This is a genomic window from Wenzhouxiangella limi, from assembly GCF_010499265.1.
Lineage (GTDB): Bacteria > Pseudomonadota > Gammaproteobacteria > Xanthomonadales > Wenzhouxiangellaceae > Wenzhouxiangella > Wenzhouxiangella limi.
Window position 1 is genome coordinate 164,112 of the sequence record NZ_JAAGSC010000043.1, and the last position, 24,702, is coordinate 188,813.

Below are 24,702 nucleotides of genomic sequence, written 5' to 3' on the forward strand. Positions count from 1 at the left end.
AGATCGCTTCCGGATCAGCCGGCGCTGCTGGCCTGGGGCGGTTCTTCGCTGGTGACCGCACCCTGGTCAGCTTCCCATTCCCGGGCCTTCTTCCCGAACTCTCCGAACTTGCTCGAGACGCCCTCGAGCTTGGCCTCCCATTCCGGATTGGGTTGCTGCCCTTCGGTGACCTTGAAGTAGACCTGCATCAGCGCGGTCATGCCGATCGGCTCGATGACCGACTGCTTCACGCCCCAGGCAAAGACCAGGGCAAAGATCAGGGTCAGCGGTCCGGCCACGGCCGGGATGACCGAGACCAGCGCCAGTAGTGGTCCGAGGATGACAAGAAAGACCAGCAAGGTCAGGCCCCAGATGATGAAAGCCAGAAAGAAGGCGTTCTTGAGGAAGGCCTTGTAGTTCTGGGCGTAGAGCACCAGCGCCGTGCGGCTGGCCTCCCAGGGATTGTCGGCCCGGGTGCGCAGGTTGTACGAAAGGATGACCTCGTCGAGATAGGTCAACGACAGGTTGACGATGGTGTTGATGAAGCCGACGATGCTCTTCAGGCCCGGAATGGGGATGAAGGCGGTAACGGTGAAGAACAGCCGGTTGAAGGCTTTGAGCACGCCCTTGATCAGCTGATCGATGCCGAACAGGATCGAAGACTGGGCGAAGCGTTCGCGAACGATCTGCTGGGCGTAATCGATCTGGCCGCGACCCTGCGGCAGTTCCTTGCCCTCCATCAGCTCCACCAGCACCGCGATGTGGCCGGCCTTGACCATGTAGAGCAGGTATTCGCGCAACATGTAGGCGATCGCCGACATGATCCCGAAACCGACCAGCCCGCCGAAGAAGCTGAAGCCGCCCGGCTCCCCGCCGATCATGCCGATCCCGTAGCCGACCCCGGCGCCAACCCCGGTCAGCACGATATAGGCGAATGTGATGGCAAAGTAGATCAAAAAGCGGAAGACCAGAAACGGCATGGTCTTGCCCATCAGGCTGAGAATCTCTCCAATCTTGAAGTCCATTGCTTGTGATCCCTGGTTTTTCAGCGGTTCCAGTCTTGTTTAACGAAAACCGTCAAAAAACCCTGCCAATCATTTTGCTCAGAGCTTGCGGATGTCGACGAAGGCGCCCGATGGCCGGGTTTCTCTCAGCTCACCCAGCAGGTCAAGAATGGTTTCCGCGGCCTGACGCGCATCGGGCATGTGGTCGGTGCCGCGCGCATCCTTGAGTTTCTGTACGGACGGAAATTCCTCGCTATCGACCTCACCGCACAGGTAGTCCTGCATGGCCGTGTCGACCAGCCCCGGGGCCAGGGCGGTCAGGTGGGTGTCCGGCATCTCATGGGCGTAGAGCTGGATCAGGTTGTTGAGCGCGGCCTTGGACAGGGAATAGCCACCCCAGCCATAGTTCATGTTGACCGCTGCACCAGAGGAAATGGCGACGACCTGGTCGACCGGAATCTGGCGCTCGATCAGCCAGTCCAGGATCAGCTTGTTGGCCCAGACGTTGACCCGCATCAAGTGTTCCAGGTCGTGCACGTCGGTCATGTGGATGTCCTGGATCCGTCCGAGTAACCCGGCATTGAGGATGACCAGGTCCAGCCGCAGGCAGTCTGACAGCAGCCGGTCCAGACCTTCGCTGAGGGTCGAGAGCTGGCCCAGGTCCTGTTGACGGTCGCGGATGACGTCGTCGAAGCGGGGTTTGAGCGAGCAGCCGCGCCGGCTCATGCCCCAAACGATGGCCTCGCGCTCCATTAGAGCTTCGGTCAGGCCCAGACCCAGGCCGCTGCTGTTTCCGGTAATGAATACATTCATGATCTTACTGAGTCTCCCCGATAGTGCGTTCGAAAAGCTTGAGGATACGCCGGTACTGATCAAGCCAGCTTGATGGACGCTGAAATCCATGGCCTTGCGCGGCGGCCACGGTAGAAGATCTCTGAACCGTTTGAGACAGCCCGGAGTATAGCCGGGTCGGCCGGGACATCGGAAGCGGAGCGGAAAATTGTCGGATGGCGGTTGCCAGAATCCATCACTCTGGTTATAATCTCTAGCTCGATTGCGGGGTGGAGCAGTCTGGCAGCTCGTCGGGCTCATAACCCGAAGGTCGCAGGTTCGAATCCTGCCCCCGCTACCAGGTTTTTTGAGAAACTCGGAAAAAGCCCCTGGTTCAAAGGGGCTTTTTTCGTATTGGCCCCGGCGCGATGGCCGGGGCCAAGGATTGCAAGGAGGCAAGAACGCATCCATGGCAATTTCCGATCGCTTGCAGGCGCTGCTGGAGCCGATCATCGACGATCTGGGCTACGAGCTGGTCGGGGTCGAGTATCTGCCGAACCCGAAGAATCGGGTGGTGCGGGTGTTCATTGATCACGAACCCGATGGTATCGGGGTGGAAGACTGCGAGCGCGTTAGCCGGGAGGTGTCGGCGCTGATGGATGTCGAGGAGCCTGTGCCAGGGCAATACACCCTGGAAGTCTCCTCACCGGGCGTGGAGCGACCGCTGTTTACCGGCGCGCATTTCGCCCGCTTCGTTGGTGAGACAGCCTCGGTGCAGATGGCGGTACCGATTGACAATCGCCGACGTTTCAAGGGCGTCATCGTCGCGGCCGATGATCGGACCGTGACCCTGGAGGTCGACGGTCAGGCCGTCGAGCTGGCCGTCGCTGACATGGTCCGTGCGCACCTGGCGCCGGACCTGGAAGCACTATTTGCCGCAAGGCATGAGGATAATCGAGCGGACATGTCGTGATGAACAAGGGCAAGGAAATACTGCAGGTCGTCGACGTTGTATCCAACGAAAAAGGTCTTGCCAAGGAGACTATTTTCGAGGCGATCGAAGCGGCGCTGGCTTCGGCCGCCAAGCGGCGCCATCCCGAGGATATCGAGGTCCGGGTGGAGATCGATCGCGGCACCGGTGACTACGATGCCTTCCGCCGCTGGGAAGTGCTGTCGGACGACGAAGAGGAAGCGGAACTCGAGTCGACCGATCGCCAGATCCGGCTGGCGGAAGCGCGCGAGCACGATGCCGAACTCGAGGTCGGAGACTTTATCGAAGAGCCGATGGAACCGCCGGAGTTCGGGCGCATCGCGGCCCAGGCCGCCAAGCAGGTCATCGTTCAGCGAGTGCGCCAGGCCGAGCGCGAACAGGTGGTCGAAGCCTATTCCGACCGGGTCGGTGAACTGATCCACGGCCAGATCGAGCGCATGGAGCGCGGCGGCGTGGTGCTCGATCTGGGCGAAAACGCAAAGGCGTTTATCCCCTCTCGGCATACCATCCCCGGCGAAACCGCGCGACCCAAGGATCGGTTGCGCGGTTACCTGTACGAAGTTCGACCCGATCAGCGCGGACCGCAGCTGTTCGTCAGCCGCACCATGAGCGAGTTTCTGATCGAGCTGTTCAGGCTCGAGGTGCCTGAAATCAATCAGGGTCTGATAGAAATCAAGGGTGCGGCACGCGATCCCGGTCGACGCGCCAAGATTGCCGTCAACGCCCTCGACGAGCGCACCGATCCCATTGGGGCTTGCGTCGGCATGCGCGGCTCGCGCGTCCAGGCCGTTTCCAACGAACTGGCCGGCGAGCGCATCGACATCATCCTGTGGAACGACAACCCGGCGCAATTTGTGATCAACGCGATGGCGCCGGCGGAAGTGCATTCCATCGTGGTCGACGAGGACTCCAGGAGCATGGACATCGCGGTCGAGGAGGACAACCTCTCCCAGGCCATCGGACGCGGCGGACAGAACGTGCGCCTGGCCTCCGAGCTGACCGGCTGGCAACTCAACGTCATGACCGTTGAGGAGGCCGAGCAGAAAAGCGAAACCGAATCGCGCAGCGTGCTCGAAATGTTCATGACCAAGCTCGACGTCGACGAAGAACTGGCCTCCATTCTGGTCGCGGAGGGCTTCACCAACGTCGAGGAGGTTGCCTACGTGCCGGAGTCTGAGTTGTTGGCCATTGAGGAGTTTGACGAGAACATCGTGGCTGAACTGCGGCAGCGCGCTCGCGATGCCTTGCTGACCCAGATGATCGTGTCCGAAGAACAGCTTGAAGAGCATCGTCCCGAACAGGACTTGCTGGAACTGGATGGCATGACCGAGGCCCTGGCCTTTCGCCTCGCCGAGCACGGAATCTGCACTCGGGACGATCTGGCCGAGTGCGCCGTGGATGAACTCGAGGAGGTCGAGGATCTCGATCCCGAACTGGCTGCCGAGCTGATCATGAAAGCCCGGGCGCACTGGTTCGCCGAAGAATAAGTTTTAGACGAAATCAAGGAACATTGAATGTCTCAGGTCACCGTTACGCAACTGGCTGAAGTATTGGGCGTCGCCGTCGATCGCCTGATCGCCCAGCTCAATGAAGCCGGGATCGAGGTCGATGATCCTTCGGCAGCGGTGACCAATGAGGACAAGAAGAAGCTGTTGACTCATTTACGCACGGCCCACGGCAAGGATGATGCGGGCGAAGACACCGGTCCGCGCAAGGTCACACTCAAGCGCAAGACGCTCAGCGAGCTCAAGGTGCCCACCGCCGGGGCCGGCCGGACGCGGGGAAGGGGCGCGGCGCCTTCGCGCACGGTCAATGTCGAAGTCCGCAAGAAAAGAACCTATGTCAAGCGCGGCGCGATCGCTGAGCAGGAGCAGACCGACCCCGAGCGTGAGGCTGCGGCCAGGGCGCTGGAAGACGCCCGCCAGGAACGCGAGGAAGCCGAACGCATAGAGCGCGAGGAGGCCGAGCGCCGGCAGCGGGAGCAGGAAGAACAGGCCAAGCAGGAAGAAGAAGCCCGCAAGCAGCGCGAGGCCGAAGAGGAAGCGCGCCGGGTGGAAGCGGAGAAGGAACGTGCCCTGGCCGAGGCTCAGGCCCGGGTCGAGGCCAAGGTGGCCCGCCAGGCGGCCGAGCGCGAAGCCGAGCGCAAGCGGCGCACGGCGACCCCGAAGGGGCCGGAAGACAGCCGCACCCGCTACGGTCGCGAAGAACTCCATGTCACGCCCAAGTCCAAGCGCCGCAAGCCCAAGCGCAAGGGTCGTTCAGCCACGACTTCGGTCGGCACCGAACACGGCTTCCAGAAGCCGGTGGCGCCCGTCAAGCGCGAAGTCGAGATTCCGGAAACCATCACCGTCGGTGACCTGGCCCGTTTGATGGCGGTCAAGGCCGGTGAGGTGATCAAGACCCTGATGGGCATGGGCAGCATGGTGACCATTAACCAGAGCCTGGATCAGGACACGGCCATCCTGGTGGCCGAAGAAATGGGCCACGATGCCCGGCCGGCGGAGGCTCGAGATATCGAACAGGAACTGGTGGCCGAAGAGGAAGATGACGGCATGGCCAAGGCGGGTCGTCCGCCGGTGGTGACCGTGATGGGTCACGTTGACCACGGCAAGACCTCGCTGCTGGACTACATTCGCCGGGCCAAGGTGGCGGCCGGTGAACAGGGTGGTATCACGCAGCATATCGGCGCTTACCACGTTAAGACCGACAACGGGGTGGTGACTTTCCTGGATACTCCGGGTCACGCCGCCTTTACCGCCATGCGCGCTCGCGGCGCTCAGGCGACGGATATCGTCGTGCTGGTCGTGGCCGCCGACGATGGCGTCATGCCGCAGACGAAGGAAGCCATCCAGCATGCCCGCGCCGCTGGCGTACCGCTGATCATAGCCGTCAACAAGATCGACAAGCCCGAAGCCGACCAGGACCGGGTCAAGTCCGAACTGTCGGCCGAGGAAGTGGTGCCGGAAGAATGGGGCGGGGAAGAAATCTTCGTGCCTGTCTCGGCGATTACCGGAGAAGGCATCGATGCTCTGCTCGACGCCATCCTGGTACAGTCGGAAGTCCTGGAACTCAAGGCCGCGCCCGAGCGCCGCTGTCGCGGTGTGGTAGTCGAATCCGCGCTCGACAAGGGCCGTGGACCGGTCGCCACCATTCTGGTCCAGGACGGCACCTTGCATCGCGGCGACATGATCCTCGCCGGCGAGGAATACGGTCGGGTGCGCGCCATGTTCGACGAGACAGGTCAGCCCATCGAGCAGGCCGGGCCCTCGATTCCGGCGGAGGTGCTGGGACTGTCCGGCGTGCCGAATGCCGGTGACGACGTGCTCGCCGTGGCCGATGAGCGCAAGGCGCGGGATGCGGCCGAGCAGCGCAAGCAGTCAGCCCGCGAAGGCCGTCTGGCCGAAAAGCAGGCCGCCAAGCTGCAGAATCTGTTCGACCAGATGAGCGAAGGCGCGACTGGCGAAGTGCAGAACGTCAACCTCGTCATAAAGGCCGATGTCCAGGGCTCGGTGGAAGCGCTGCGCGACGCGCTGACCCGACTGTCGACCGACGAAATCAAGGTCAACGTGGTGTCTTCCGGCGTGGGCGGGATCACCGAGTCCGACGCCAGCCTGGCCCAGGCCTCGAGCGCGGTGATCATCGGCTTCAACGTTCGCGCCGATGCTTCGGCCCGCAAGATCATCCAGGAAGCCGATCTGGACCTGAACTATTACAGCGTCATCTACGATGCGATCGACGACGTCAAGAAGGCGATCAGCGGTCTGCTGGGTACCGAGACGAAGGAGCAGATCCTCGGCCTGGCCGAGGTCAGGGATGTGTTCCGCTCCTCCAAGCTGGGCGCGATCGCCGGCTGCCTGGTGGTCGAAGGCGTGGTCAAGCGGGCCAACCCGATCCGCGTCCTGCGCGACAACGTGGTGGTGTTCGAGGGCGAACTGGAATCGCTGCGTCGGTTCAAAGACGATGTCTCTGAAGTCCAGGCCGGCACCGAGTGCGGCATCGGCGTCAAGCAGTACAACGACGTCAAGGTCGGCGACCAGATCGAGTGCTTCGAGCGCGTTGAAGTGCAGCGGACCCTGGACTGATGTCGGGTCCGCGTTCCGAACGCGTCGCCGGACTGCTGCGGCGCGAACTGGCCGATATTCTTCAGCGCTCGTTCGAGTATGAACTCCCGACCGGTCTGATCAGCCTGACCGATGTGGAAGTCGCCCGCGACCTGAGCCACGCCAAGGTCTATGTCGCCGTGCTCGAGATCGAACAGGCGCCGGAAATCATCGCCTTCCTCAATGAACACGCCGGCCAGGTCCGGCACGAGCTGGGCCAGCGGATTCGCCTTCGCCTGACTCCGGCGCTGAAGTTCATTCACGACACCTCCTCGGAGTCGGGCCAGCGCATCGAACAGCTGCTGGCCGCCGCGCGCAAGCCCCGCAGCTAAGAGATCCTTCCCCTGGTTTCCGGCATCCTGCTCCTCGACAAGCCGGTGGGCTTGAGTTCCAACGCGGCCCTGGGTCGGGCCAAGCACGCCCTTGGCATGCGCAAGGCGGGCCATACTGGCACGCTCGATCCGCTGGCCTCGGGCCTGCTGGTGCTGTGCTTCGGCGAGGCGACCAAGGTGGCCGGTTATCTGCTCGACGGCGACAAGACCTACCGGGCCGAAGTGCGCCTCGGCGTGACCACCGAGACCGATGATGCCGAGGGCGCGGTGGTCGAAAGCCGCCCCGTACCGGTGCTCGACGAAGAGGCCGTGGAGCGCGCCCTGGCCGGCTTCCGGGGCGCCATCGAGCAGGTGCCGCCGATGTATTCAGCGCTCAAGCGCGACGGTGAACGCCTGTATCAGCTCGCCCGGCGTGGCGAGACCGTCGAGCGACCGGCGCGCGCGGTCACCGTTCACGACCTGGTCTTGCTGTCCCGCAAAGACGATCGGATTGAACTGCGGGTGCGCTGCTCCAAGGGCACTTACATCCGCTCCCTGGCCCGTGATCTGGGCGAGCAGCTGGGCTGCGGCGCCCATTTGAGCGCGCTGCGCCGCACCCACAGCGAGCCGTTTGATATCGCCGATGCCGTAGATCTCGAAGCGCTGCTGGCCATGGACAGCGCTGACGCGCGCGCCCGGCTAAAGCCGCCGGACCAGGCGTTGTTGCAACTGCCGGCGATCGAGCTCGACCCCGACCAGGCTGCGCGAGTGCTCAATGGCCAGCGGTTGGCGGGCCTGGCGACGGCGGCCGAGGGCCTGGTGCGTCTTTACGCGCCGCAGGGATTCATCGGCATCGGCCAGAGCGACGGGCGCGGGGCGCTGCAGCCGAAACGCCTGTTCCGGGTTGCGCTCGACTGAGCAAAACCCTCAGGCGTCGGCCCGCCCCAGCCGCGCCCGAATGCCCTCGGTCAGGTGTGGCTCGACGGCGTGGCGGATCGGGGTGACCAGCTTGAACGGCGCGGCAATGATGTGGCCGCTGTCGAGCCAGCGCTCGCCACCGGCGATGTCCATGACCACGCCGCCGGATTCCTGGACCAGCAGCGCGCCGGCCGCCACGTCCCAGGGTTTGAGGTTGAGCTCCCAGTAGCCGTCCAGGCGCCCGCAGGCCACGTAGGCCAGGTCCAGCGACGCCGCGCCGGCGCGGCGCACGTCCTCGATCTTTTCAAACAGGGCGTCGAACATGCCCTGGTACGGCGTCATCAAACGCCGCGCCCGGAACGGAAAGGCGGTACCCAGAACGGCGCCGGCCAGCTCGCGGCGGCCCGAAACCCGGATGCGCTGATCGTTCAAGAACGCGCCTTCGCCGCGACTGGCGGTGAACATCTCGTCCCGAACCGGATCGTAGATCACGCCGTGCTCGATGCGGCCCTTGATCTTCAAGGCAATGGAGACGGCGTAGTGGGGAATCCCGCGCAGGTAGTTGCTGGTGCCATCCAGCGGATCGATGATCCAGAGGTGGTCGCTGTCGCCGGTCTGCCCGCTTTCTTCGCCGAGGATGGCGTGATCGCGGTGCAGGCGCAGTATGTGCTCGCGGATGACCTGCTCGCAGGCCCGGTCGACGTCGCTGACGTAATCGTGCCGCGCCTTGCGCTCGACCGGAATGCTGTCGAGCCGGTCGCGGTACTTGCGCATCAGGCCGCCGGCCTTGCGCGCGGCTTCCGAGGCGATATTGATGAAGGGATTGGACAAGGCGGTCGCTCTTGCTGGTCTGGGATAGTCCGCTATGCTAGCAGAACCCCCGTTTTTTGCTTCGGCCGCGGGCAGACCCATCGCGACGAATACCGCGGAATCGCCGACCGTGATTCGGGGCGTGCGTTAGCATCTTTTTATGGTTCGGAAGCGGTGGGTCCAAATTCCATTGCGCTGGCTCGACAGCGCCCGGGGCGACGGCAGTTCGCCAGGTTTCAAGCTGACGCGACCTGGGCGCCGCATGGTGGCGGCGGGGCTGGCCTGTCTTGTGCTGGCGAGTTCGTCGCCGATCCTCGCTGGCGAGGATGGAGCGGGCCATGCGCGGCCTTTGTCGCTGCAGCAGGCGCTCGAGCGCGCCCGGACAGAGAACAGCCAGCTGGCCGCGCAGCGAGCCCGGCGGGCGCAGGCCGACGCGGTCAAGAGTCAGACCCGCCAGGGATTTCTGCCCACGGTGTCTGCCGATGCCAGCTACCTTCGCTTCGACGCCTCGCTGCTCGACGATATCCCGACGCTGGATTCGCTCTTTCCGCCGGTGCTCAGCCGGCGTGACCTGGGGCCGGGGGATGGTCACGTCTTCGGCGTGCAAGTCGTCCAGCCGCTGGTCAATGTCGGCGCCTGGAACGCCCGACGGCAGGCCGATGCAAAGGTCGACGCCGCCCGGCGAGTGCTCAGCAGAGCCGAGGACGAGCTTGCCCTGGGCGTGGTCGAAGCCTATTTCGGAGCGCGCACCGCAGGGCGCCAGGTCGCGGCCGAACAACGCGGACTGGCCACCGCGCAACAGGCGCTGGAGCAGGCCGAAGGCGCGTTCCAGGAAGGCCTGGTGTCGCCGGTCGATGTCCTCAGCGCGCGCAGCCGCGTTTCGGAAATGAAGGCCCGGATTGCCCTGGCCGAAAGCCGCGTGATTACCGCCGAGGCCCGACTGGGCCAGCTGATCGGCCTGGACGGCGAGCCGGATTTCGAACTGGTCGACCCGGTTCCTGAACCGCGCCGCCGCCTCCGCGAGCGCCCCGATGTTCCCGAATCTCAGCTGATGGAAGATCGCGCCGACCTCAGGGCGCTGGAAGCGCAGCTGCAGGCCACGGAGTATGCGGTCCGCCGCGCCCGCGCGGCCTTTATCCCCGATGTCAGCCTGCTTGGACGCTATCAGCGCGTCGACGGTGATCAGCCGTTGAGCTTCAGTGAAACCGGCTGGCTGGTCGGTCTTACCCTGCGCTGGACGCCGTTTGCCGGATTTGGCCAGGCCGGCAAGCTGGATGAAGCCCGGGCCCGAGAACAGGAAGCGCGGGCCGAGTTGACGGACCTGCGCCGAGAAGCCGGGGTGGAAGCGCGCAGCGCGCACGCGCAATGGCAGGCGCAGGTGGCCGGCTGGGACCAGGCCGAGGCCGCCGTCGCCGACGCTGCCGAGGCGCTGGATCAGACCTTTGGCCGCTACGCCGAAGGGCTGGACGACATCACCGATCTGCTGCGCGCGCAGGCCGAGGACCTGGCCGCGCGAACGCGCGAGATCAACGCCCGTTTCAATGCCCTGATCGCCGCCGAGCGCTATCGCCTGGCCATCGGCGCGGGCTCGGCGACGGAGATACAGCCATGAACACCGCTGCTTTCCGAGCCGGCTGGGCGAGCGGCTTGCTGGGCGCTGTCTGCCTTCTGGCCGGCTGCGAAGATCGTTCGCCGGCGCAACCGTCGCCTGCCCCCGTCGAAGTTGAATTCGCCGTGGCCGAGCGCGTCGAACAGGCCGCCATGGTCCAGGTCGCAGGCGTTGTCCGTCCCGCCCGCCGGGCCGCGCTGGGCACGCGCCAGGCTGGCGCGGTGCGCGCTGTTCTGGTCGAAGCCGGCGACCGTGTGCAGGCCGGCCAGCGCATTCTTGAGGTCGACGCCCGCGACCTCGAAGCGGTCGTGAGCGCGGCCCGCGAGCAGCGCGCGGCCGCCGCCGCCGCGTGGCAGCAGGCCCAGCGCAACCGGAAACGCTTCGAGCGGCTGTACGAGGACGAGCTGGTCGCGAAAATCCGGCTGGAAGAAGCCGAGCTGGCCGAAGAGCGCGCGCAGGGCGCCAAAGAACGCGCCGCGGCGGAACTGGCCGCGGCACAAGTGAACCTGGACTACAGCGTGCTGCGAGCCCCGTTCGACGGCGTCGTCTCAGAGATCATCGCCGAAACCGGCAGCTTCGTGGCGCCGGGCCCGCCCCTGGTGGTGTTCGAGGACCGCGACCAGCTCGAAGTCGAGGCCGGTATCGACCAGGCCAGCGGCACCCGGCTGACGCCGGATCAGATGCTTGAGCTGGAGATCGACGGTTTCGACCGGGTGATCGCCGCCCGCGTCCAGGCCCTGCTCCCGGCCCTGACAAGCGAGCAGGGTGAGGCTGCCACCGGCACGCGCCTGCGCCTGTCGATCGATGATCCGCCGCCGGGGCTTGCCCCGGGGATGGTGGTGACGGTCAGGGTACCGGACGATGAGCAGGTGCAGGCGCTGGTGGCGGTGCCAGGCGCGGCGCTGATCCAGCGCGGCCAGCTCGAGGGCGTATTCGTCATCGAGGCCGACGCCGAGGGTCAGGATCGTGCCCACCTGCGCTGGGTGACCCGGACCACTGCAGCCAGCGACGGATCTCGGGCTCGCATCCTGCGCGGACTGGCGGGGGGTGAGCGGGTGGTTGTCGGCGATGTTGTCAACGAACTCCAGGACAACCAGCGCGTCGTCAGCCGGCGCCGGGCAGCGGATTGATGGCAAAGACGGGTGTTGCCGGGACCCTGGCCGATCGACTCATCGATTCGCCGCTGGTCCCTTTGATCATTGTCGCCGCCCTGCTGGTGGGGGCCTACGGCCTGGTCATGACCCCGCGCCAGGATCGCCCCGACATCGAAGTTCCGACGGCGCTGATCCTGCTTCCTTTCCCGGGCGCCGGCGCCGACCGGACCGATGAACTCGTTGCCCGGCCGGTGGGCAGCTGGGCTGGCCAGCTCGAGCCGGTGGTCGAAGTCGAGACGGTGGCATCGGCCGATGGGGCCTTGATCCAGGTCGAGTTTTCGCCGGGCATCAGCGACGCCGAAGCCTATGGTGAGCTCAAGCAGCTGATCGAGCGCAACCGCGATCAGCTGCCGGCCGGCGTCGGGCCTGAAACCATTCAGCTCATCGGCGAGGAATTTCTCGCCGGCCTGATGATCACGCTGTTCAGCAAGCAGGCCGATGCGCCGCAGCTTAGACGACTTGGCGAGGAGCTGGCCGTCGAGCTCGAAACGGTCGCGGGGGTGCGCGCCGTCGACGTTCACGGAGGATTTCGCCGGCAGATCCAGGTCCTGCCGCGGGTTCGGGAAATGGCCGCCGAAGGGTTCGACCTGGTGCGACTGGCCGAGGCCGTCGAAGCAGCGAGTCTGCGCTTGCCGGCCGAGCCGCTGCGCGGCGAACAAACCCAACGGGTGCGCGCCGGCTCGCTGCCCGCGTCGGTCAACGACATCGAGCGCATCCCGGTCGCGTCCGGAGACGCCGGGGTGATCTACTTGGGCGACGTCGCCGAGGTAGTGGACGGGCCCGAACCGCTGGAGTCGGCCACGCTTTACTGGCAGCATGGCCTGGATACCGAGGTCGCCGCCGTCAGCCTTGCGGTCAGCAGTATCCCGCACCACAACATCAGCACGGTCACCGAGCAGGTCCTGAAGCGGCTTGAGAAGCTGGCGCCCAGCCTGCTGCCGGCCGGGGTCGACTACCACATCGGTTACGACGCCGGCAGAGCGGCGACCGAAACCGTCATGAGCGTGCTGGAAAACCTGGTCGTGGCCACGGTCGTGGTCGTGGTCATCATCCTGGCCGGTCTGGGCTGGCGGGCGGCGGCCGGCGTGTCGATCATGATTCCGACCATTCTCTCCATCGTCCCGTTTGCGTACCTGTGGCTCGGCTTCACGCTCAATCCCGTCTCCATCGCAGCCATGATTCTCGCCATCGGTTTGATCGCCGACGATACCGTGATCATGATGGAAAACATCGGCCGGCACTTTCGCGAAGCCGGCAAAAAGACCCGCGAAATCACCGTCCAGGCGGTGGACGAAGTCGGCAATCCGACGATCCTGGCGGTGCTGCTGATCGTCGCCACGCTGCTGCCGACGGCCTTCATCACCGGCGAGATGGGTCAGTACACGCGCGCCATTCCCACCGGCGCGTCTCTGGCGATCCTGTTTTCTCTGTTGATCGCGCTGACCGTGACGCCGTACTTTGCCCATCGCCTGCTCAAAGTCCCCGCTGCCGGGCGTCGGGCGCAGACAGGCAACGAGGACGACGAGGACGCGGCCGGCCGTCGGCAGCGGTCAAGCGGGTCGCTGGCGCGCGCCTACCGCGGGCTGCTGACGCCATTTTTTCGTCAGCCCTGGCTGCGCTGGCTGTTCTACGCGATCTTGCTGGCGCTGCTGCTGGCCAGCCTGGCGATGGTGTTTGTGCGCGCCGTCCAGCTGACCCTGGTGCCCATCCTCGATCGCGAGGTGTTCGTCGTCGAGCTGGAGCTGCCGCCCGACAGTTCGCTGCAGCAAACGCTTGCAGCCGGCGCTGCCGTCGGGCGCAAGCTGCGCGACTTGCCGGAAGTCGAGGCGTATACCCTGTTTGCCGGCCTCGAGGGGCCGCTGCTGATGCCCGCCCCGGGTCCGCCCGATCTGTCGACCACCGATGATCACCGCGCCAGCCTGTACGTGCAGCTGCCGCCTGAAGAGCGCCGCGAGCGCCTGAGCTTCGAGCTCGGGCGCGTGCTGATGCTCGATCTGCCCGCGGTTCTCGAGCCTTACCGGGCCAAGGCGTGGATTCGGCGCATTCCATCCGGCCCGTCGAGCGACAACGGGATCGAGGCTGAAATTCGCGGCCCCGACGCCGAGGCCCGACGGGCACTGGCCGACCGGCTTGCCGCCTTGCTCCAGGACCACCCGGCCACCGCCGCCATCGAGCGCTTTCCCAAACCGGCCGGGCCCGAACTGGACCTGAGAGTCGATTCCGTTCGCGCCTCGGCGCGCGCTGTCGTGCCGGCCCGCGTCGCGGCCAACGTGCGAACGGCCCTGAGCGGTCGCACCGCGACCACCCTGGATCTGCCCGGTGAACGCCGGCCGGTACCGGTCGTGGTGCGTCTGGCGGCTGATCAGCGCATCGATCGAACCGACCTGGCCGGGCTGTACGTGGCCAGCGCCGGAGACGAAGCCGTTCCTCTGCTTGATGTCGTCGACATCCGCTCTACGCGCTGGGCGCGCAACCGCCATCGCAAGGATCAGCTGCCGCTGGAATATGTCGCCGCGACGGTCAACCGCGACCGCAGCCAGCCGATATCGGTCCAGCGCGACATCGCCGGTCAGCTCGACGAGCAGGGCTTTGATCCCGAGAACATCCACTGGATCGACGCCCCCGACAACGATGGCCAGCTCAGCCTGTTCTGGAGCGGCGAGTGGCAGATGACGCGCCAGGTCTACCGGGACCTGGCCCTGGCCGGTCTTGCGGTCATCCTGCTGATTTATTTCATCCTGGCCGGCCGCTTTGGCTCCTACCTGGTGCCGCTGCTGATCATGATGCCGATCCCCCTGGTCTTCATTGGCGTCATCCCGGGTCACTGGCTGATGGATCTCAACATCGCCGGTCTGGGTGTGCTGGGCATCATCGCGCTGGCCGGCATCGTTGTCCGCAACGCCCTGCTGCTGGTCGATTTCACCGAAAGACATCTGGCCGAGGGCATGGCCACCGATGATGCGCTGATCGAGGCCGGTGTGTTGAGAACGCGCCCGATTCTGCTGACCGCCGGCACGGTGATGTTCGGCAGCGGGGCGCTGATATTCGAGCCGGCGCTCAAACCGCTCGGCCTGACCCTGCTCAGCGGCGTCCTGGTCTCGACCTTGCTGACGCTGGTGCTGATTCCGATCCTGTATTTCCATTGCTTTGCAGAAAATGAGCAACGTCAAACGGATCGCGGGTCCGATTCCGGCGCGCGCTGACGCGGTCAGCGCCCCGGACTCGTCAACCGATGGATCACGGCGCGGCTGCTGAGCGCGACTTTCACTGTCATTCCGAGACCGCCTTGCGCAACGTTTACTGCGCGTCCAGACCCAGATCGAGGCTGGGAGCAGAATGGGTAATCGCGCCCACCGAAATTATGTCCACCCCGGTTTCGGCGATCGCGCGCACGCTGTCCAGGGCGACGCCGCCGGAGGCTTCGAGGATTACGCTCAAGCCGGTGGTGCGCGCCACGGCCGCGCCCAGGTCGGAGAGCGAGAAATTGTCCAGCAGGATGACTTCGGCGCCACCGTCCAGGGCCTCGTCGAGCTGGCCGAGGTGGTCGATTTCGACCGAAATCCGGGTCATGTGCCCGGCCGATTGGCGCGCACGCTCCAGCGCCGCGGCCACGCCGCCGCACACGGCCACGTGGTTGTCCTTGATCAGTACCGCGTCGTCGAGCCCGAAGCGGTGCGCTGCACCGCCGCCGGCGGCCACCGCCGCCAGTTCCAGCGCGCGCAGGCCGGGCGAGGTCTTGCGGGTGTGGGCGATGCGCGCCGAGGTGCCGGCGACCGCGTCGACGAAGGCGCGGGTCAGAGTGGCAATGCCGCTCAGGCGACCGAGAAAATTCAGCGCCGTGCGCTCCGCGGTCAGGATGGCGCGCGCCGGGCCGGACAAGCTGGCGATAGGCGTTCCGGCCGCAAGCCTGGCGCCGTCGTCCAGGTGCCACCGGGCCTCGATCCGGGAATCGACCTGGGCCAGGGTCGCGGCCGCGGCGGCGCGGCCTGCCAGCACGCCGGGGCTGCGCGCGCGCAGCTCGAAGCGCGCGCGCACGTGGTCCGGGATGGTGGCCTGGCCGGTGACGTCGCCGCGCCCACCCAGATCCTCGGCCAGGGCCAGCGCCACGATGCGGCGCAGCGCCGGATCGGCAATGTTCATGGGTGGGTCTCCCTTAAGTTCTGGTCCGGACGAAATCGGTTGACGCTCACGCCGCGCCGCGCCTGCGCGTTTTCTGCGGCAGGACCTGGCGGAGCTGCTCGAGACCGAGCTCGGTGTGAGCGACGGGCTTGCGCTGGTCCGGAAAGTCGGACCGGGCATGGGCACCGCGGCTTTCTTCCCGCATCAGCGCGCCCGCGGCGACGAAGCGCGCGGCGACCAGCGCGTCGGCGGGGCCGCGCTCGGCCGTCATGTCGTCGATGAGTTCGAGCAGCGACTGCAGGCCCGCGGCGCTGCGCTCGACGCCGGCGTGGCGGCTCATCGCCTGGCGCAGCCGGCGCAGCGGCTGCCCGGACAGATCTGGTCCGGGCTTTTCGGTGCCGCCGCGGGACAGATGCAGGCCTGAATCGGTGCGCTTAATCCTGAGCCCCGCTCGTCGGCCGATGACCAGCGCGTCGAGCAGCGAGTTCGATGCCAGGCGGTTGGCGCCGTGGACCCCGGTACAGCCGGCTTCTCCGACCACGTACAGGCCGGGTACCCCGCTGAAGCCGTCGCTGTCGGTGGCCACGCCGCCCATGTGGTAATGCGCGGCCGGTGCGATCGGGATCGGCTGGGTGCGCGGGTCGATGCCGGCGGCCGTGCAGGCGCGATACACGGTTGGAAAGCGTTCCGGAAACGCGCGGCCGACCGCGTCCACCGCGTCCAGCCAAGCACCCCGCCCGGCCACGATCTGGCGGTGTACCGCCTGCGCCACGACGTCGCGCGGCGCCAGTTCGGCGTCCGCATGCAGCGCCGGCATGAAGCGCTGCCCGCGATCATCGATCAGCCGCGCGCCCTCGCCGCGCAGCGCCTCGGTCGCCAGCGGCGCCGGGTCGCGGTCGATGTCGATCGCGGTCGGGTGGAACTGCACGAATTCGGGGTCGCGAATGCGCGCGCCCAGGCGCGCTGCCCAGGCCAGCGCCTGACCGCGATTGCCGGGCGGGTTGGTGGTGGTGGCGTACAGGCCACCCAGGCCGCCGGTGGCGATGACGGTGGCGCGCGCGCTGATCGCATGCCAGGCGCCCGTCCGGTCCTGCGCCAGCACGCCGCGGCAGCCGTGCGCGCCGCGCGCCAGCAGGCCGCGTCCAAACCAGCCCTCGCGGATTTCGATGTGCGCCGCCGACCGGGCGGCCCGCGTCAGCGCCGCGACGATGGCCTGGCCGGCCTGGTCGCCGTTGACCCGCGCCACGCGCGCCCCGCTGTGGGCCGCTTCGGTGGACAGCGCCCAGCTGCCGTCGCCACGGCGGTCGAAGGGCACGCCGAGATCGGCCAGCGCCCGCACTTCGCCGGGGGCGGCCTCGGCCAGCTGCCGGGCCGCGCTCGCGTCGGCGAGCCCGGCACCGGCGGCCACGGTGTCTTCGGCGTGCCGCGCCGGGCTGTCGTCCTCACCCAGCGCCGCGGCAATGCCGCCCTGGGCCCAACCCGTGGACGAGTCCGCGCCCAGCGAATTGCCGGCCAGGAGAATGACCGGCAGCGGCGCGGCGTGCAGCGCGGTCCAGAGACCGGCAATGCCCGAGCCGATGATTACCACGGGTGGCTGGTGCATCGAAAATTCTTCGGCTCAGACCGCGACGTAGTCCGCCGCCGTGATCGGCCGGCGGGTGTCGAAAGCCGGCGGCTTCTCCGAGCCCGGCAGGTCGAGCATGGCCTGGACGCTGCTGCGGGCCCGCCGGGCCACGTCCGGATCCACGTTGACCTCGAACTGCAGCCGGCGCAGCGACTCGTAGATGCCGGCCAGCGAGATGGTTTTCATGTGCGGGCAAAGATTGCACGGCCGAATGAAGCGCGTGCCGGGATTTTCCACCGCGACGTTGTCGCTCATCGAGCATTCGGTGATCAGGATCGCGGTCTTGGGCGCCTGATCGCGCACGAATGCCGCCATGGCGCCGGTGGAGCCGGCAAAATCGGCCGCCTTGAGCACGTCGGGCGGACACTCCGGATGGGTGATGATCATGGCGTCGGGATGCTCGCTGCGCAGCTGGGCGATTTCCTCGGCGGTAAAGCGTTCGTGCACCTCGCAGGCGCCTTTCCAGGTCAGGATGCGCACGGCGGTCTGGCTGGCGACATTCTTGGCCAGGTACTCGTCGGGAATCAGGATCGCGGTGTCTGTGCCCCACTGGCCGGCCACTGCTTCGACCACCTGGACCGCGTTTGAAGACGTGCAGCAGATGTCGGACTCGGCCTTGACCTCGGCCGAGGTGTTGACGTAAGTGACGATGGGGTAGGCCGGGTAAGCCTGGCGGATCCGCCGCACGTCAGCACCGGTGATCGAGGCGGCCAGCGAGCAGCCGGCGCGCAGATCGGGAACCAGCACCGTCTTTTCAGGCGCCAGGATCTTGGCCGTCTCGGCCATGAAGTGCACCCCGGCCTGGACGATGATGTCGGCATCGGACTCGGCGGCCAGCTGCGCCAGCTTAAGCGAGTCGCCGGTGGCGTCGCCGACGCAGTGAAAGATCTCGGGCGTCATGTAGTTGTGGGCCAGAATGACCGCGTTGCGCTCGACCTTGAGACGATTGATGGCATCGATCAGCGGGGCATGCAGCGGCCACTCGGCTTGCGGGACCACGTCGGCCACGCGCTCGAGCAGGTGTTCGGTGCGAGCCCGCACGCCCTCGTCGTAGCCTAATTCCCGGGCCTCGGGCCAGGCGCTTGCGTGACCGCGGCCAGCAAAACGGCTGGTTGGAGTGGGATGGTCTGGATTCGACTTCATGTCTTTGATAAGGGTTCGCTGCTTTGAAAAAAGATCGTGCCAACCCCGTTATCTCGGGGCGGGGGAGACAGTGTTCAAATCTTGGGTCCAGTCAAGCGCGCGATCGAGGGCTGCAATTGCAACGGGCGCGGGGCCGGACTCCGGAGAACGGGACCACCACCGCTCGCCGTTTACGCCGTCGGGAAAACCTGCAGTTCGTTGCGAACTTCGTGAACGCCCGGCAAGCACCAGCAGTCGGCGCTTGCGCGCTGCTTCTGTGCCTCGCTGGCGACCCGACCACCGAGGTGGACCTGGCGATCGCGAACCAGGGCGTTGATCTCATGGTTGCGCAGGGCCGGATCTTTGCTGAAGACCATCTCCAGGGCTTCGGCGAGCTCGCCATCGTTCTCTTCCTGAGCCGGCTTGACGCGCAAACGGTTGTCGACCTCGGTGATGCCGGGCGTCCACCAGGCCAGGACCTCGGCCAGCCGACGGTGGCTCAGGCTTTCCACCACTCCGTCCAGGCGAACGACGCCGTCGTCTACCGAATACATGATGCACTGTCCATCGGGTTCTTCCGCTAGCGCATCGGCCGTGTCGATGGTAATGCCCTGGAACTCGACCTCGCCGCGCAATGCCTGGTCAAGCGTAGCGGCGATTTGATCATCGCCCCGCTGCTGTTGTGGCCGCAACCGCAACCCGTCGGCGACGAGGCCGTGTTCGGTCGTTTCCATCGCCACCCTCAGGGCACGTCTTTTCGCGCCGAGCGTTGTAACGACGCCTTGCAGCCGGATGACGTCGTTCTCGACAACATTGATCTCGTCGACGTCGCTTTTCACCTCCGGCTCGCGCTCCAGTGCGGCTTTGATCTTGCTGGAAACGTCACTCATCAGATAACTCCTGTGTGGCGGGTTGCTTGACGGGGTGACCCAGACTGTTGATCACACACTCCACGATAGCGCGAATGAAATTCGCGCGCAGCGTCAAGCACGAAATCGCAAAATCCTGTCGGCCATTTGACCCTATTCAGCGTTTCCAAAAGAGTGGCTTTGATAAGGTGATGATGAGTCGGCCCATCAAGCGTATATCGATGTCAACAAAACATTATCGCCAGAAAAGAGATTTCCGCCGCACCGACGAACCTTCGGGAAAAGGGGGTGACAGCAGCCGCAATGGTGCCGAGCAACCGGTGTTTGTCGTCCAGAAGCATGATGCTTCAACGCAGCACTACGATTTTCGTCTCGAAGTCGATGGCGTCCTCAAATCCTGGGCGATTCCCAAAGGGCCATCCGTTGATCCGAAAGAAAAGCGCCTGGCGATCCCGACCGAAGATCACCCCCTGGACTATGCCGGCTTTGAAGGCGTCATACCGAAGGATGAATACGGCGGCGGAACGGTGCTGATCTGGGATCGGGGCACGTACGAAAACATCACCGACAAGGATGACGGCAAACGATCAATGGCCGATGCGATCGATGATGGCCACGTGCTCGTGAAACTGCAAGGGGAAAAGATTTCCGGCGGCTATGCGCTGCATCGCACCGGTAGCGGCGAGGACGCGCGCTGGCTTCTGATCAAGATGGACGACGATCACGCCGATGCGCGACGCAACCCGGTGTCGACCGAAACCGAGTCTGTCGTCAGCCACCGGACGCTGGACGAAATCGCCGATGAGGAGAGCGGCGGTGAGGGCCGCGGCGATGGGTGACTGGCGACAGGCGCTGGATAAGAGCGAACGCGAGGCGCTGGAGCGTTCGCCGCATCCCGACTGGCTTGCGCCCATGCTGGCGACCCTGACCCATGATCACTTTTCGGACCCGGACTGGCTCTTCGAGCCCAAGTTCGACGGTGAGCGAGCGCTTGCTTTTCGCGATGGCGATCGTGTCCGCTTGATGAGTCGCAACCAGAAAAACCTCAACGACACCTATCCCGAACTTGAACAGGCGCTGAAAGACATGGCGATCGAAGATTTCGTGATCGACGGCGAAATCGTGACCTTTGAAGACGGTATCAGCAATTTTTCTCGTCTGCAGGAACGCATGCAGATCAGCGACCGGGAGGAGGCCGCAGCGAGTGATGTCGAGGTGCATTTCTACGTTTTTGATCTGCCTTATCTTCAGGGTTATCGACTTGATGGATTGACACTGCGTCGTCGCAAGGCGCTGCTGAAGAAAATGTTTGATTTCGGTCACCGCATCCGCTACACCCCGCACCGCAATGAGGCGGGCGAAGATTACCACCAGTATGCCTGTCAGCAAGGCTGGGAGGGCGTCATTGCCAAGCGCGCCGACTCGGCTTACCGGCACAGCCGCTCGACGGACTGGCTCAAGTTCAAGTGCAGCAATGGTCAGGAACTTGTGATCGGAGGCTTTACCGAGCCGCACGGCGAGCGCCCGGGTTTCGGCGCCCTGCTGGTCGGCTATTACGACGATGACAAGCTTCGTTACGCCGGTAAGGTCGGGACCGGTTACGACAATGATTTCCTGGAAAGCTTTCGCCGCCGCCTCGACAAGCTCGAGCGCAAGACCTGTCCATTTGCCGAGGAGGTTGACGAGGACGGTGTCCATTGGGTCAGCCCCAAACTGGTTGGCGAGTTCGGTTTTACCGAGTGGACCAGCGACGGCAAGCTGCGTCATCCGCGCTTTATCGGTTTGCGGCGTGACAAGGAGCCCAGGCAGGTCGTGCGCGAAGTGCCTGCCGATAAAAGCCAGGAGAAGACATGACCGATAAAAGTGTACGGATCAACGGTCACGATATCGAGGTTAGCAGCCTGGACAAGGTGCTGTTTCCCGACGACGGTATTACCAAGGCCGATCTAATCGATTACTACCTGCGCATCGCCAAAGTAGCCCTAACGTATTACCGTGATCGACCGTTGAGCATGCACCGATACCCGGACGGTATCGATACCAAAGGGTTCTTCCAGAAAAATGCGCCCGACTATTTCCCGGACTGGATCGACCGCGTTCGGCTGTCCAAGGAAGGCGGTGAGGTCGACTACGTGCTGGCCAACAATACCGCTACTCTGGTCTACCTCTCCAACCAGGCCTGCATCACGCCGCATCTGGCGCTGGCGCGGGCAGATCGGCCGCATCATCCCGATCGGTTGATCTTCGATCTCGATCCCTCCGATGAGGACTTTTCAAAAGTCCAGAAAGCGGCCAGTCAATTGAAGGGATTGCTCGACAAACTTCAGCTACCGGTCTTCGTTCAGACCACCGGCTCGAGGGGTCTGCATCTTGTTGTGCCGCTTGATCGAAGAGAGGACTTCGATACGGTGCGTGAATTCAGTGATCGACTAGCCCGTTATGTGGCCGATCATGATCCTGAACTGATGACCATCAAGAAGACCAAAAATCAGCGCGGCGACCGGGTTTATCTGGACGTTCAGCGCAACGCCTATGGACAGACCGCGGTAGCCCCGTATGCCGTGCGTGCTCGCCCGGGTGCCCCGGTCGCGACGCCGCTGCGCTGGAGTGAAGCGCAGGCCGGCGACCTGGGCCCGCGTCAATACCATGTCGGCAATCTTTTTCAGCGGCTTGGGCAGATCGATGATCCCTGGGCGGATATCGCCCAACATGCCTGCTCGTTGAAGAACGCGCGCAAACGATTTGACGCCATGAAAACCAACTGAGAACAAAACGGAGACCGGAGAGAGCAATGAGCGACAGACGCGAAAGTGGCACCAGCGAACGCAGGGTTCACGATCATTTGGCCGCGGCTCTTTTGCCGACCCTGGCGGATGCCCAGGACGGCCAGGAAGCGGCTGAGCGCACCATCGCCGAGGCGACGATGAGAGACGCGGTTGACGCGCGCGCCAGCGACATTCACCTCGACGCCTTTCGCGGCCGGTATCGGGTGCGTTTCCGAATCGATGGCGTCATGGTGGATGTCGCCGAGGTCGATCATGACGACGGAGCCCAGCTGGTCAACCAGTTCCGGGCGCTCGCCCGGATCGATCCAGTGGCCAGCCACGGGCCGGAGGACGGCCGGTTCAGCTATACCCTTGACGACCTTGATCTGGATGTCAGGGTGACGGGCGCGCCCTGCGTTGCCGGCGAAAAACTGGCGATTCGCCTGCTGGCGCCGGACCGAGTCCGTCAGGACATTGGCGAACTGGGTCTGGAAGCGCAGGAGTTGCAATATCTTCAGGCCTGGCTGCAAGGCGTGGGCGGCATGCTGCTGGTGGCCGGCCCAACGGGCAGCGGTAAAACCACGACCTTGTATTCACTGTTGCACCAGCTGTCGTTGACCGACCATCAGGTCCTCACCCTGGAAGATCCGGTTGAATATGGCATTTCCGGCATCAATCAGATGCCGGTCGATCCGGAGCGCGGCTGGGACTTTGCCGAGGGTGCTCAGGCCATGCTGCGCCTTGATCCCGATTACCTGGTCATTGGTGAACTGACGCAGAAGGAATCAGCGCGGGCTGCCGCCAACGCGGCCGCCGGGGGTAAGGCGACGATGGCGACTATTCACAGCCGCGATGCGGCCGACACGGTGACCGTTTTACGGAACTACGGACTGGACGATTTCGAGGTCGCTGCGAATCTTCAGCTGGTCGTGGCCCAACGGCTGGTTCGCAGGCTGTGCCCGGATTGCCGCCAAGAGCGCGCGCCCGAAGAGCAGGACCGGCGCTGGATGAAGGCGTTGGCGCTTTCAGTGCCCGAACGGGTCTGGGCTGCGTGCGGCTGCGAACAATGCCAGGGCATGGGCTTTAAGGGTCGAATCGGGGTGTTCGAGGTCTGGCGGCCCAGCGACGAGGAGTACAGCATGATTCTCGAGCATGTCGGCGCGCACGAGATTCGCCGCAGCCTGGCCGAGAGAGAACATCGCTTTTTGCTCGACGATGGCCTGGAAAAGGCCCGGGTTGGCGTGACCAGCCTGAGCGAACTGCGCAGCCTTGGCGCGCTCAGCGCAACCGCCGCCCGCGGACGAGCTTCGCTGGTGGCCGGCTAGGCGGAGCCGTGGCCGGCGCTGTCGTCATGCAGCGCATCCGCTCCGGGCCAGGCGCGGGCTGTCGCTGTCGATGCCGCAGGCGCGCTGGACGAACGCTTCGCGCAGAGGCCAAAGGCGCGTGGCTATGCCGAACCCCGCGCCGAGAGCGTGACGGCCCAGTCCGCCGGGGGCGCGAACCAGCTCGTTGATGGCATGAATGCCGCCGCCGATCAGCGTGCCGTTGCTTTGTCGCCAGCGCTGGTAGCGCTCCAGTTCCTGTGCCGGGCTGCCCGATTTCCACGCCTCCAGCACCTCGACCAGGGTTGCAGCATCCATCAGCCCGAGATTGAGCCCCTGGCCGGCGAGCGGGTGCACCGTGCGCGCGGCGTCGCCCAGCAGCACCAGGCGGTCGCGGAACAGGCGCCGGGCGCGCCGCCGAACAAGCGGCAGTGCATGGCGCTGGCCGACGCCGATGATTGCGCCGAGCGGGGCGTCCTGGTGATTGTTGATGTCGGCGAGGAAATCTCCCTCGGACGCGGTCTGCAGCGCCAGAGCACGATCGGATGGCTGCGACCAGACGATGGAAGAGCGCCCGTCCGGCAGCGGTAGCAGGGCCAGTGGCCCGTGCTCGGTAAAGCGCTGCCAGGCCAGCCCGGTGTTCGCCTGTTCGGTGCGAACCGGTGCGATGAGCGCGCGCTGGTTGTAGTGCCATTCGTCGGTGGCCACTCCGGCCAAGCGGCGCAGCCGGCTGCGCGCACCGTCCGCGGCAACGAGCAGGGCGCTGCGCAGGGTCTGGCCGTCTGTCAGGCTGAGGCGAACGGTTTCGGCACCCAGATCGACCCGTTCCCAGGCGGCTGGCGCAAAGATGGTGACCCGCTCCAGCCCATCGAGGCTCTGCCAGAGGGCGTCTTCCATGGCCGGGATTTCGACAATCCAGCCCAGCTCCAACAGGCCATGATCGGCGGCGTTGAAGTGCACGCTCAGCGCTGCGGCGTGCACGGCCATGCGTCGATAGGACGCCAGTCGCTCTGCGGAAAGCAGCTGCCACCCTCCAGCTGCCGCCAGTACTCGACGCGAACCGGGGCTGATCGCCACGACCCGGGGGTCAAACCGGCCCTCGGCCGGTCGGAAGCTCGGACGCCGCGCATCGACCAGGGCAACGCGCCGCTGCTGTTGCGCCAGCAGGGCAGCGCAGGCGGCGCCGGCGACCCCGCCGCCGACCACAATGACGTCGAAATCCAGCGTTGCCATC

20 protein-coding genes and 1 tRNA gene are annotated in these 24,702 nt (G+C 65.3%); 13 read left to right on the forward strand and 8 right to left on the reverse strand.

Annotation, left to right across the window (positions count from 1 at the left end; genetic code table 11):
• Positions 1-14: 14 nt before the first annotated feature.
• On the reverse strand, positions 15-1,004 hold the full coding sequence (locus G3I74_RS12600) for a hypothetical protein (protein WP_203594732.1): 990 nt from the start codon (positions 1,002-1,004) through the stop codon (positions 15-17).
• Positions 1,005-1,082: 78 nt separating this feature from the next.
• Positions 1,083-1,796, reverse strand: coding sequence for an SDR family NAD(P)-dependent oxidoreductase (locus tag G3I74_RS12605; protein WP_164211962.1), 714 nt, complete (start codon positions 1,794-1,796; stop codon positions 1,083-1,085).
• Between the two features lie 242 nt (positions 1,797-2,038).
• Here G3I74_RS12605 and G3I74_RS12610 point away from each other — a divergent pair.
• From G3I74_RS12610 to truB, 6 genes are all read left to right on the forward strand, one after another.
• A tRNA-Met gene (locus tag G3I74_RS12610) sits at positions 2,039-2,115 on the forward strand.
• 108 nt (positions 2,116-2,223) lie between these two features.
• Positions 2,224-2,727: a ribosome maturation factor RimP gene (gene rimP / locus G3I74_RS12615; protein WP_164211963.1), complete on the forward strand. Its 504-nt coding sequence runs from the start codon at positions 2,224-2,226 to the stop codon at positions 2,725-2,727.
• Complete coding sequence (gene nusA, locus G3I74_RS12620; protein ID WP_164211964.1) at positions 2,727-4,232, forward strand: transcription termination factor NusA; 1,506 nt, start codon at positions 2,727-2,729, stop codon at positions 4,230-4,232. The genes rimP and nusA overlap by 1 nt, the downstream gene beginning before the upstream one ends.
• A gap of 27 nt (positions 4,233-4,259) precedes the next feature.
• Positions 4,260-6,827: a translation initiation factor IF-2 gene (gene infB, locus G3I74_RS12625; RefSeq protein WP_164211965.1), complete on the forward strand. Its 2,568-nt coding sequence runs from the start codon at positions 4,260-4,262 to the stop codon at positions 6,825-6,827.
• Complete coding sequence (gene rbfA, locus G3I74_RS12630; protein ID WP_164211966.1) at positions 6,827-7,177, forward strand: 30S ribosome-binding factor RbfA; 351 nt, start codon at positions 6,827-6,829, stop codon at positions 7,175-7,177. The genes infB and rbfA overlap by 1 nt, the downstream gene beginning before the upstream one ends.
• 3 nt (positions 7,178-7,180) lie before the next feature.
• Positions 7,181-8,074: a tRNA pseudouridine(55) synthase TruB gene (gene truB / locus G3I74_RS12635; RefSeq protein ID WP_164212148.1), complete on the forward strand. Its 894-nt coding sequence runs from the start codon at positions 7,181-7,183 to the stop codon at positions 8,072-8,074.
• Between the two features lie 9 nt (positions 8,075-8,083).
• Here the strand turns inward: truB and G3I74_RS12640 are convergent, their stop codons facing one another.
• Positions 8,084-8,905 (reverse strand): inositol monophosphatase family protein, encoded by an 822-nt coding sequence (locus G3I74_RS12640; protein ID WP_239056898.1) that lies wholly within the window; start codon positions 8,903-8,905, stop codon positions 8,084-8,086.
• A gap of 241 nt (positions 8,906-9,146) precedes the next feature.
• Between G3I74_RS12640 and G3I74_RS12645 the strand changes: the two genes are divergently transcribed.
• From G3I74_RS12645 to G3I74_RS12655, 3 genes are read left to right on the forward strand one after another with little or no spacing between them, the layout of a single operon-like run.
• A complete protein-coding gene (locus G3I74_RS12645) occupies positions 9,147-10,496 on the forward strand; it encodes a TolC family protein (RefSeq protein ID WP_164211968.1) in 1,350 nt (449 codons plus the stop codon).
• Positions 10,493-11,623, forward strand: coding sequence for an efflux RND transporter periplasmic adaptor subunit (locus tag G3I74_RS12650; protein ID WP_164211969.1), 1,131 nt, complete (start codon positions 10,493-10,495; stop codon positions 11,621-11,623). The genes G3I74_RS12645 and G3I74_RS12650 overlap by 4 nt, the downstream gene beginning before the upstream one ends.
• Positions 11,623-14,850 (forward strand): efflux RND transporter permease subunit, encoded by a 3,228-nt coding sequence (locus G3I74_RS12655; RefSeq protein ID WP_164211970.1) that lies wholly within the window; start codon positions 11,623-11,625, stop codon positions 14,848-14,850. The genes G3I74_RS12650 and G3I74_RS12655 overlap by 1 nt, the downstream gene beginning before the upstream one ends.
• A gap of 94 nt (positions 14,851-14,944) precedes the next feature.
• Here G3I74_RS12655 and nadC read toward each other — a convergent pair whose 3' ends face one another.
• The 4 genes from nadC to G3I74_RS12675 all read right to left on the reverse strand — a co-directional run bounded on the left by nadC (position 14,945) and on the right by G3I74_RS12675 (position 19,402).
• The gene (gene nadC, locus G3I74_RS12660; RefSeq protein WP_164211971.1) at positions 14,945-15,787 is read right to left on the reverse strand and encodes a carboxylating nicotinate-nucleotide diphosphorylase; all 843 of its coding nucleotides are present in this window, start codon (positions 15,785-15,787) and stop codon (positions 14,945-14,947) included.
• A 46-nt stretch (positions 15,788-15,833) separates the two neighbouring features.
• A complete protein-coding gene (locus G3I74_RS12665; RefSeq protein WP_164211972.1) occupies positions 15,834-17,369 on the reverse strand; it encodes an L-aspartate oxidase in 1,536 nt (511 codons plus the stop codon).
• Positions 17,370-17,384: 15 nt separating this feature from the next.
• A complete protein-coding gene (gene nadA, locus G3I74_RS12670) occupies positions 17,385-18,533 on the reverse strand; it encodes a quinolinate synthase NadA (protein WP_164211973.1) in 1,149 nt (382 codons plus the stop codon).
• Between the two features lie 170 nt (positions 18,534-18,703).
• Positions 18,704-19,402: a BON domain-containing protein gene (locus tag G3I74_RS12675; RefSeq protein ID WP_164211974.1), complete on the reverse strand. Its 699-nt coding sequence runs from the start codon at positions 19,400-19,402 to the stop codon at positions 18,704-18,706.
• 74 nt (positions 19,403-19,476) lie between these two features.
• Here G3I74_RS12675 and G3I74_RS12680 point away from each other — a divergent pair, with 74 nt between their 5' ends.
• Genes G3I74_RS12680 through G3I74_RS12695 form a run of 4 tightly spaced genes read left to right on the forward strand, consistent with a single transcriptional unit; the run spans position 19,477 to position 23,471 of the window.
• The gene (locus tag G3I74_RS12680) at positions 19,477-20,220 is read left to right on the forward strand and encodes a DNA polymerase ligase N-terminal domain-containing protein (RefSeq protein ID WP_203594733.1); all 744 of its coding nucleotides are present in this window, start codon (positions 19,477-19,479) and stop codon (positions 20,218-20,220) included.
• Positions 20,198-21,235 carry a non-homologous end-joining DNA ligase gene (gene ligD / locus G3I74_RS12685; protein WP_203594734.1) on the forward strand — a complete coding sequence of 346 codons (1,038 nt, stop codon included), beginning with the start codon at positions 20,198-20,200 and terminating at the stop codon, positions 21,233-21,235. The genes G3I74_RS12680 and ligD (G3I74_RS12685) overlap by 23 nt, the downstream gene beginning before the upstream one ends.
• Positions 21,232-22,146 (forward strand): non-homologous end-joining DNA ligase, encoded by a 915-nt coding sequence (ligD, locus tag G3I74_RS12690; RefSeq protein WP_164211975.1) that lies wholly within the window; start codon positions 21,232-21,234, stop codon positions 22,144-22,146. The genes ligD (G3I74_RS12685) and ligD (G3I74_RS12690) overlap by 4 nt, the downstream gene beginning before the upstream one ends.
• Before the next feature lie 26 nt (positions 22,147-22,172).
• Entirely contained in the window at positions 22,173-23,471 is a 1,299-nt protein-coding gene (locus G3I74_RS12695) for a GspE/PulE family protein (RefSeq protein ID WP_164211976.1), read from the forward strand.
• A 24-nt stretch (positions 23,472-23,495) separates the two neighbouring features.
• Here the strand turns inward: G3I74_RS12695 and G3I74_RS12700 are convergent, their stop codons facing one another.
• Positions 23,496-24,701, reverse strand: coding sequence for an FAD-dependent oxidoreductase (locus G3I74_RS12700; protein WP_164211977.1), 1,206 nt, complete (start codon positions 24,699-24,701; stop codon positions 23,496-23,498).
• Position 24,702: the final 1 nt, after the last annotated feature.

Bases quoted from the DNA above. Each gene is read 5' to 3' on its own strand.
- G3I74_RS12600 (WP_203594732.1), bottom strand. From the start codon at position 1,004: ATGGACTTCAAGATTGGAGAGATTCTCAGCCTGATGGGCAAGACCATG.
- G3I74_RS12665 (WP_164211972.1), bottom strand. From the start codon at position 17,369: ATGCACCAGCCACCCGTGGTAATCATCGGCTCGGGCATTGCCGGTCTC.
- nadC (WP_164211971.1), bottom strand. From the start codon at position 15,787: ATGAACATTGCCGATCCGGCGCTGCGCCGCATCGTGGCGCTGGCCCTG.
- G3I74_RS12645 (WP_164211968.1), top strand. From the start codon at position 9,147: ATGGTGGCGGCGGGGCTGGCCTGTCTTGTGCTGGCGAGTTCGTCGCCG.
- G3I74_RS12700 (WP_164211977.1), bottom strand. From the start codon at position 24,701: ATGGCAACGCTGGATTTCGACGTCATTGTGGTCGGCGGCGGGGTCGCC.
- rimP (WP_164211963.1), top strand. From the start codon at position 2,224: ATGGCAATTTCCGATCGCTTGCAGGCGCTGCTGGAGCCGATCATCGAC.
- G3I74_RS12655 (WP_164211970.1), top strand. From the start codon at position 11,623: ATGGCAAAGACGGGTGTTGCCGGGACCCTGGCCGATCGACTCATCGAT.
- infB (WP_164211965.1), top strand. From the start codon at position 4,260: ATGTCTCAGGTCACCGTTACGCAACTGGCTGAAGTATTGGGCGTCGCC.
- nadA (WP_164211973.1), bottom strand. From the start codon at position 18,533: ATGAAGTCGAATCCAGACCATCCCACTCCAACCAGCCGTTTTGCTGGC.
- nusA (WP_164211964.1), top strand. From the start codon at position 2,727: ATGAACAAGGGCAAGGAAATACTGCAGGTCGTCGACGTTGTATCCAAC.
- G3I74_RS12680 (WP_203594733.1), top strand. From the start codon at position 19,477: ATGAAATTCGCGCGCAGCGTCAAGCACGAAATCGCAAAATCCTGTCGG.
- G3I74_RS12650 (WP_164211969.1), top strand. From the start codon at position 10,493: ATGAACACCGCTGCTTTCCGAGCCGGCTGGGCGAGCGGCTTGCTGGGC.
- ligD (WP_164211975.1), top strand. From the start codon at position 21,232: ATGACCGATAAAAGTGTACGGATCAACGGTCACGATATCGAGGTTAGC.
- G3I74_RS12605 (WP_164211962.1), bottom strand. From the start codon at position 1,796: ATGAATGTATTCATTACCGGAAACAGCAGCGGCCTGGGTCTGGGCCTG.
- G3I74_RS12675 (WP_164211974.1), bottom strand. From the start codon at position 19,402: ATGAGTGACGTTTCCAGCAAGATCAAAGCCGCACTGGAGCGCGAGCCG.
- G3I74_RS12695 (WP_164211976.1), top strand. From the start codon at position 22,173: ATGAGCGACAGACGCGAAAGTGGCACCAGCGAACGCAGGGTTCACGAT.
- rbfA (WP_164211966.1), top strand. From the start codon at position 6,827: ATGTCGGGTCCGCGTTCCGAACGCGTCGCCGGACTGCTGCGGCGCGAA.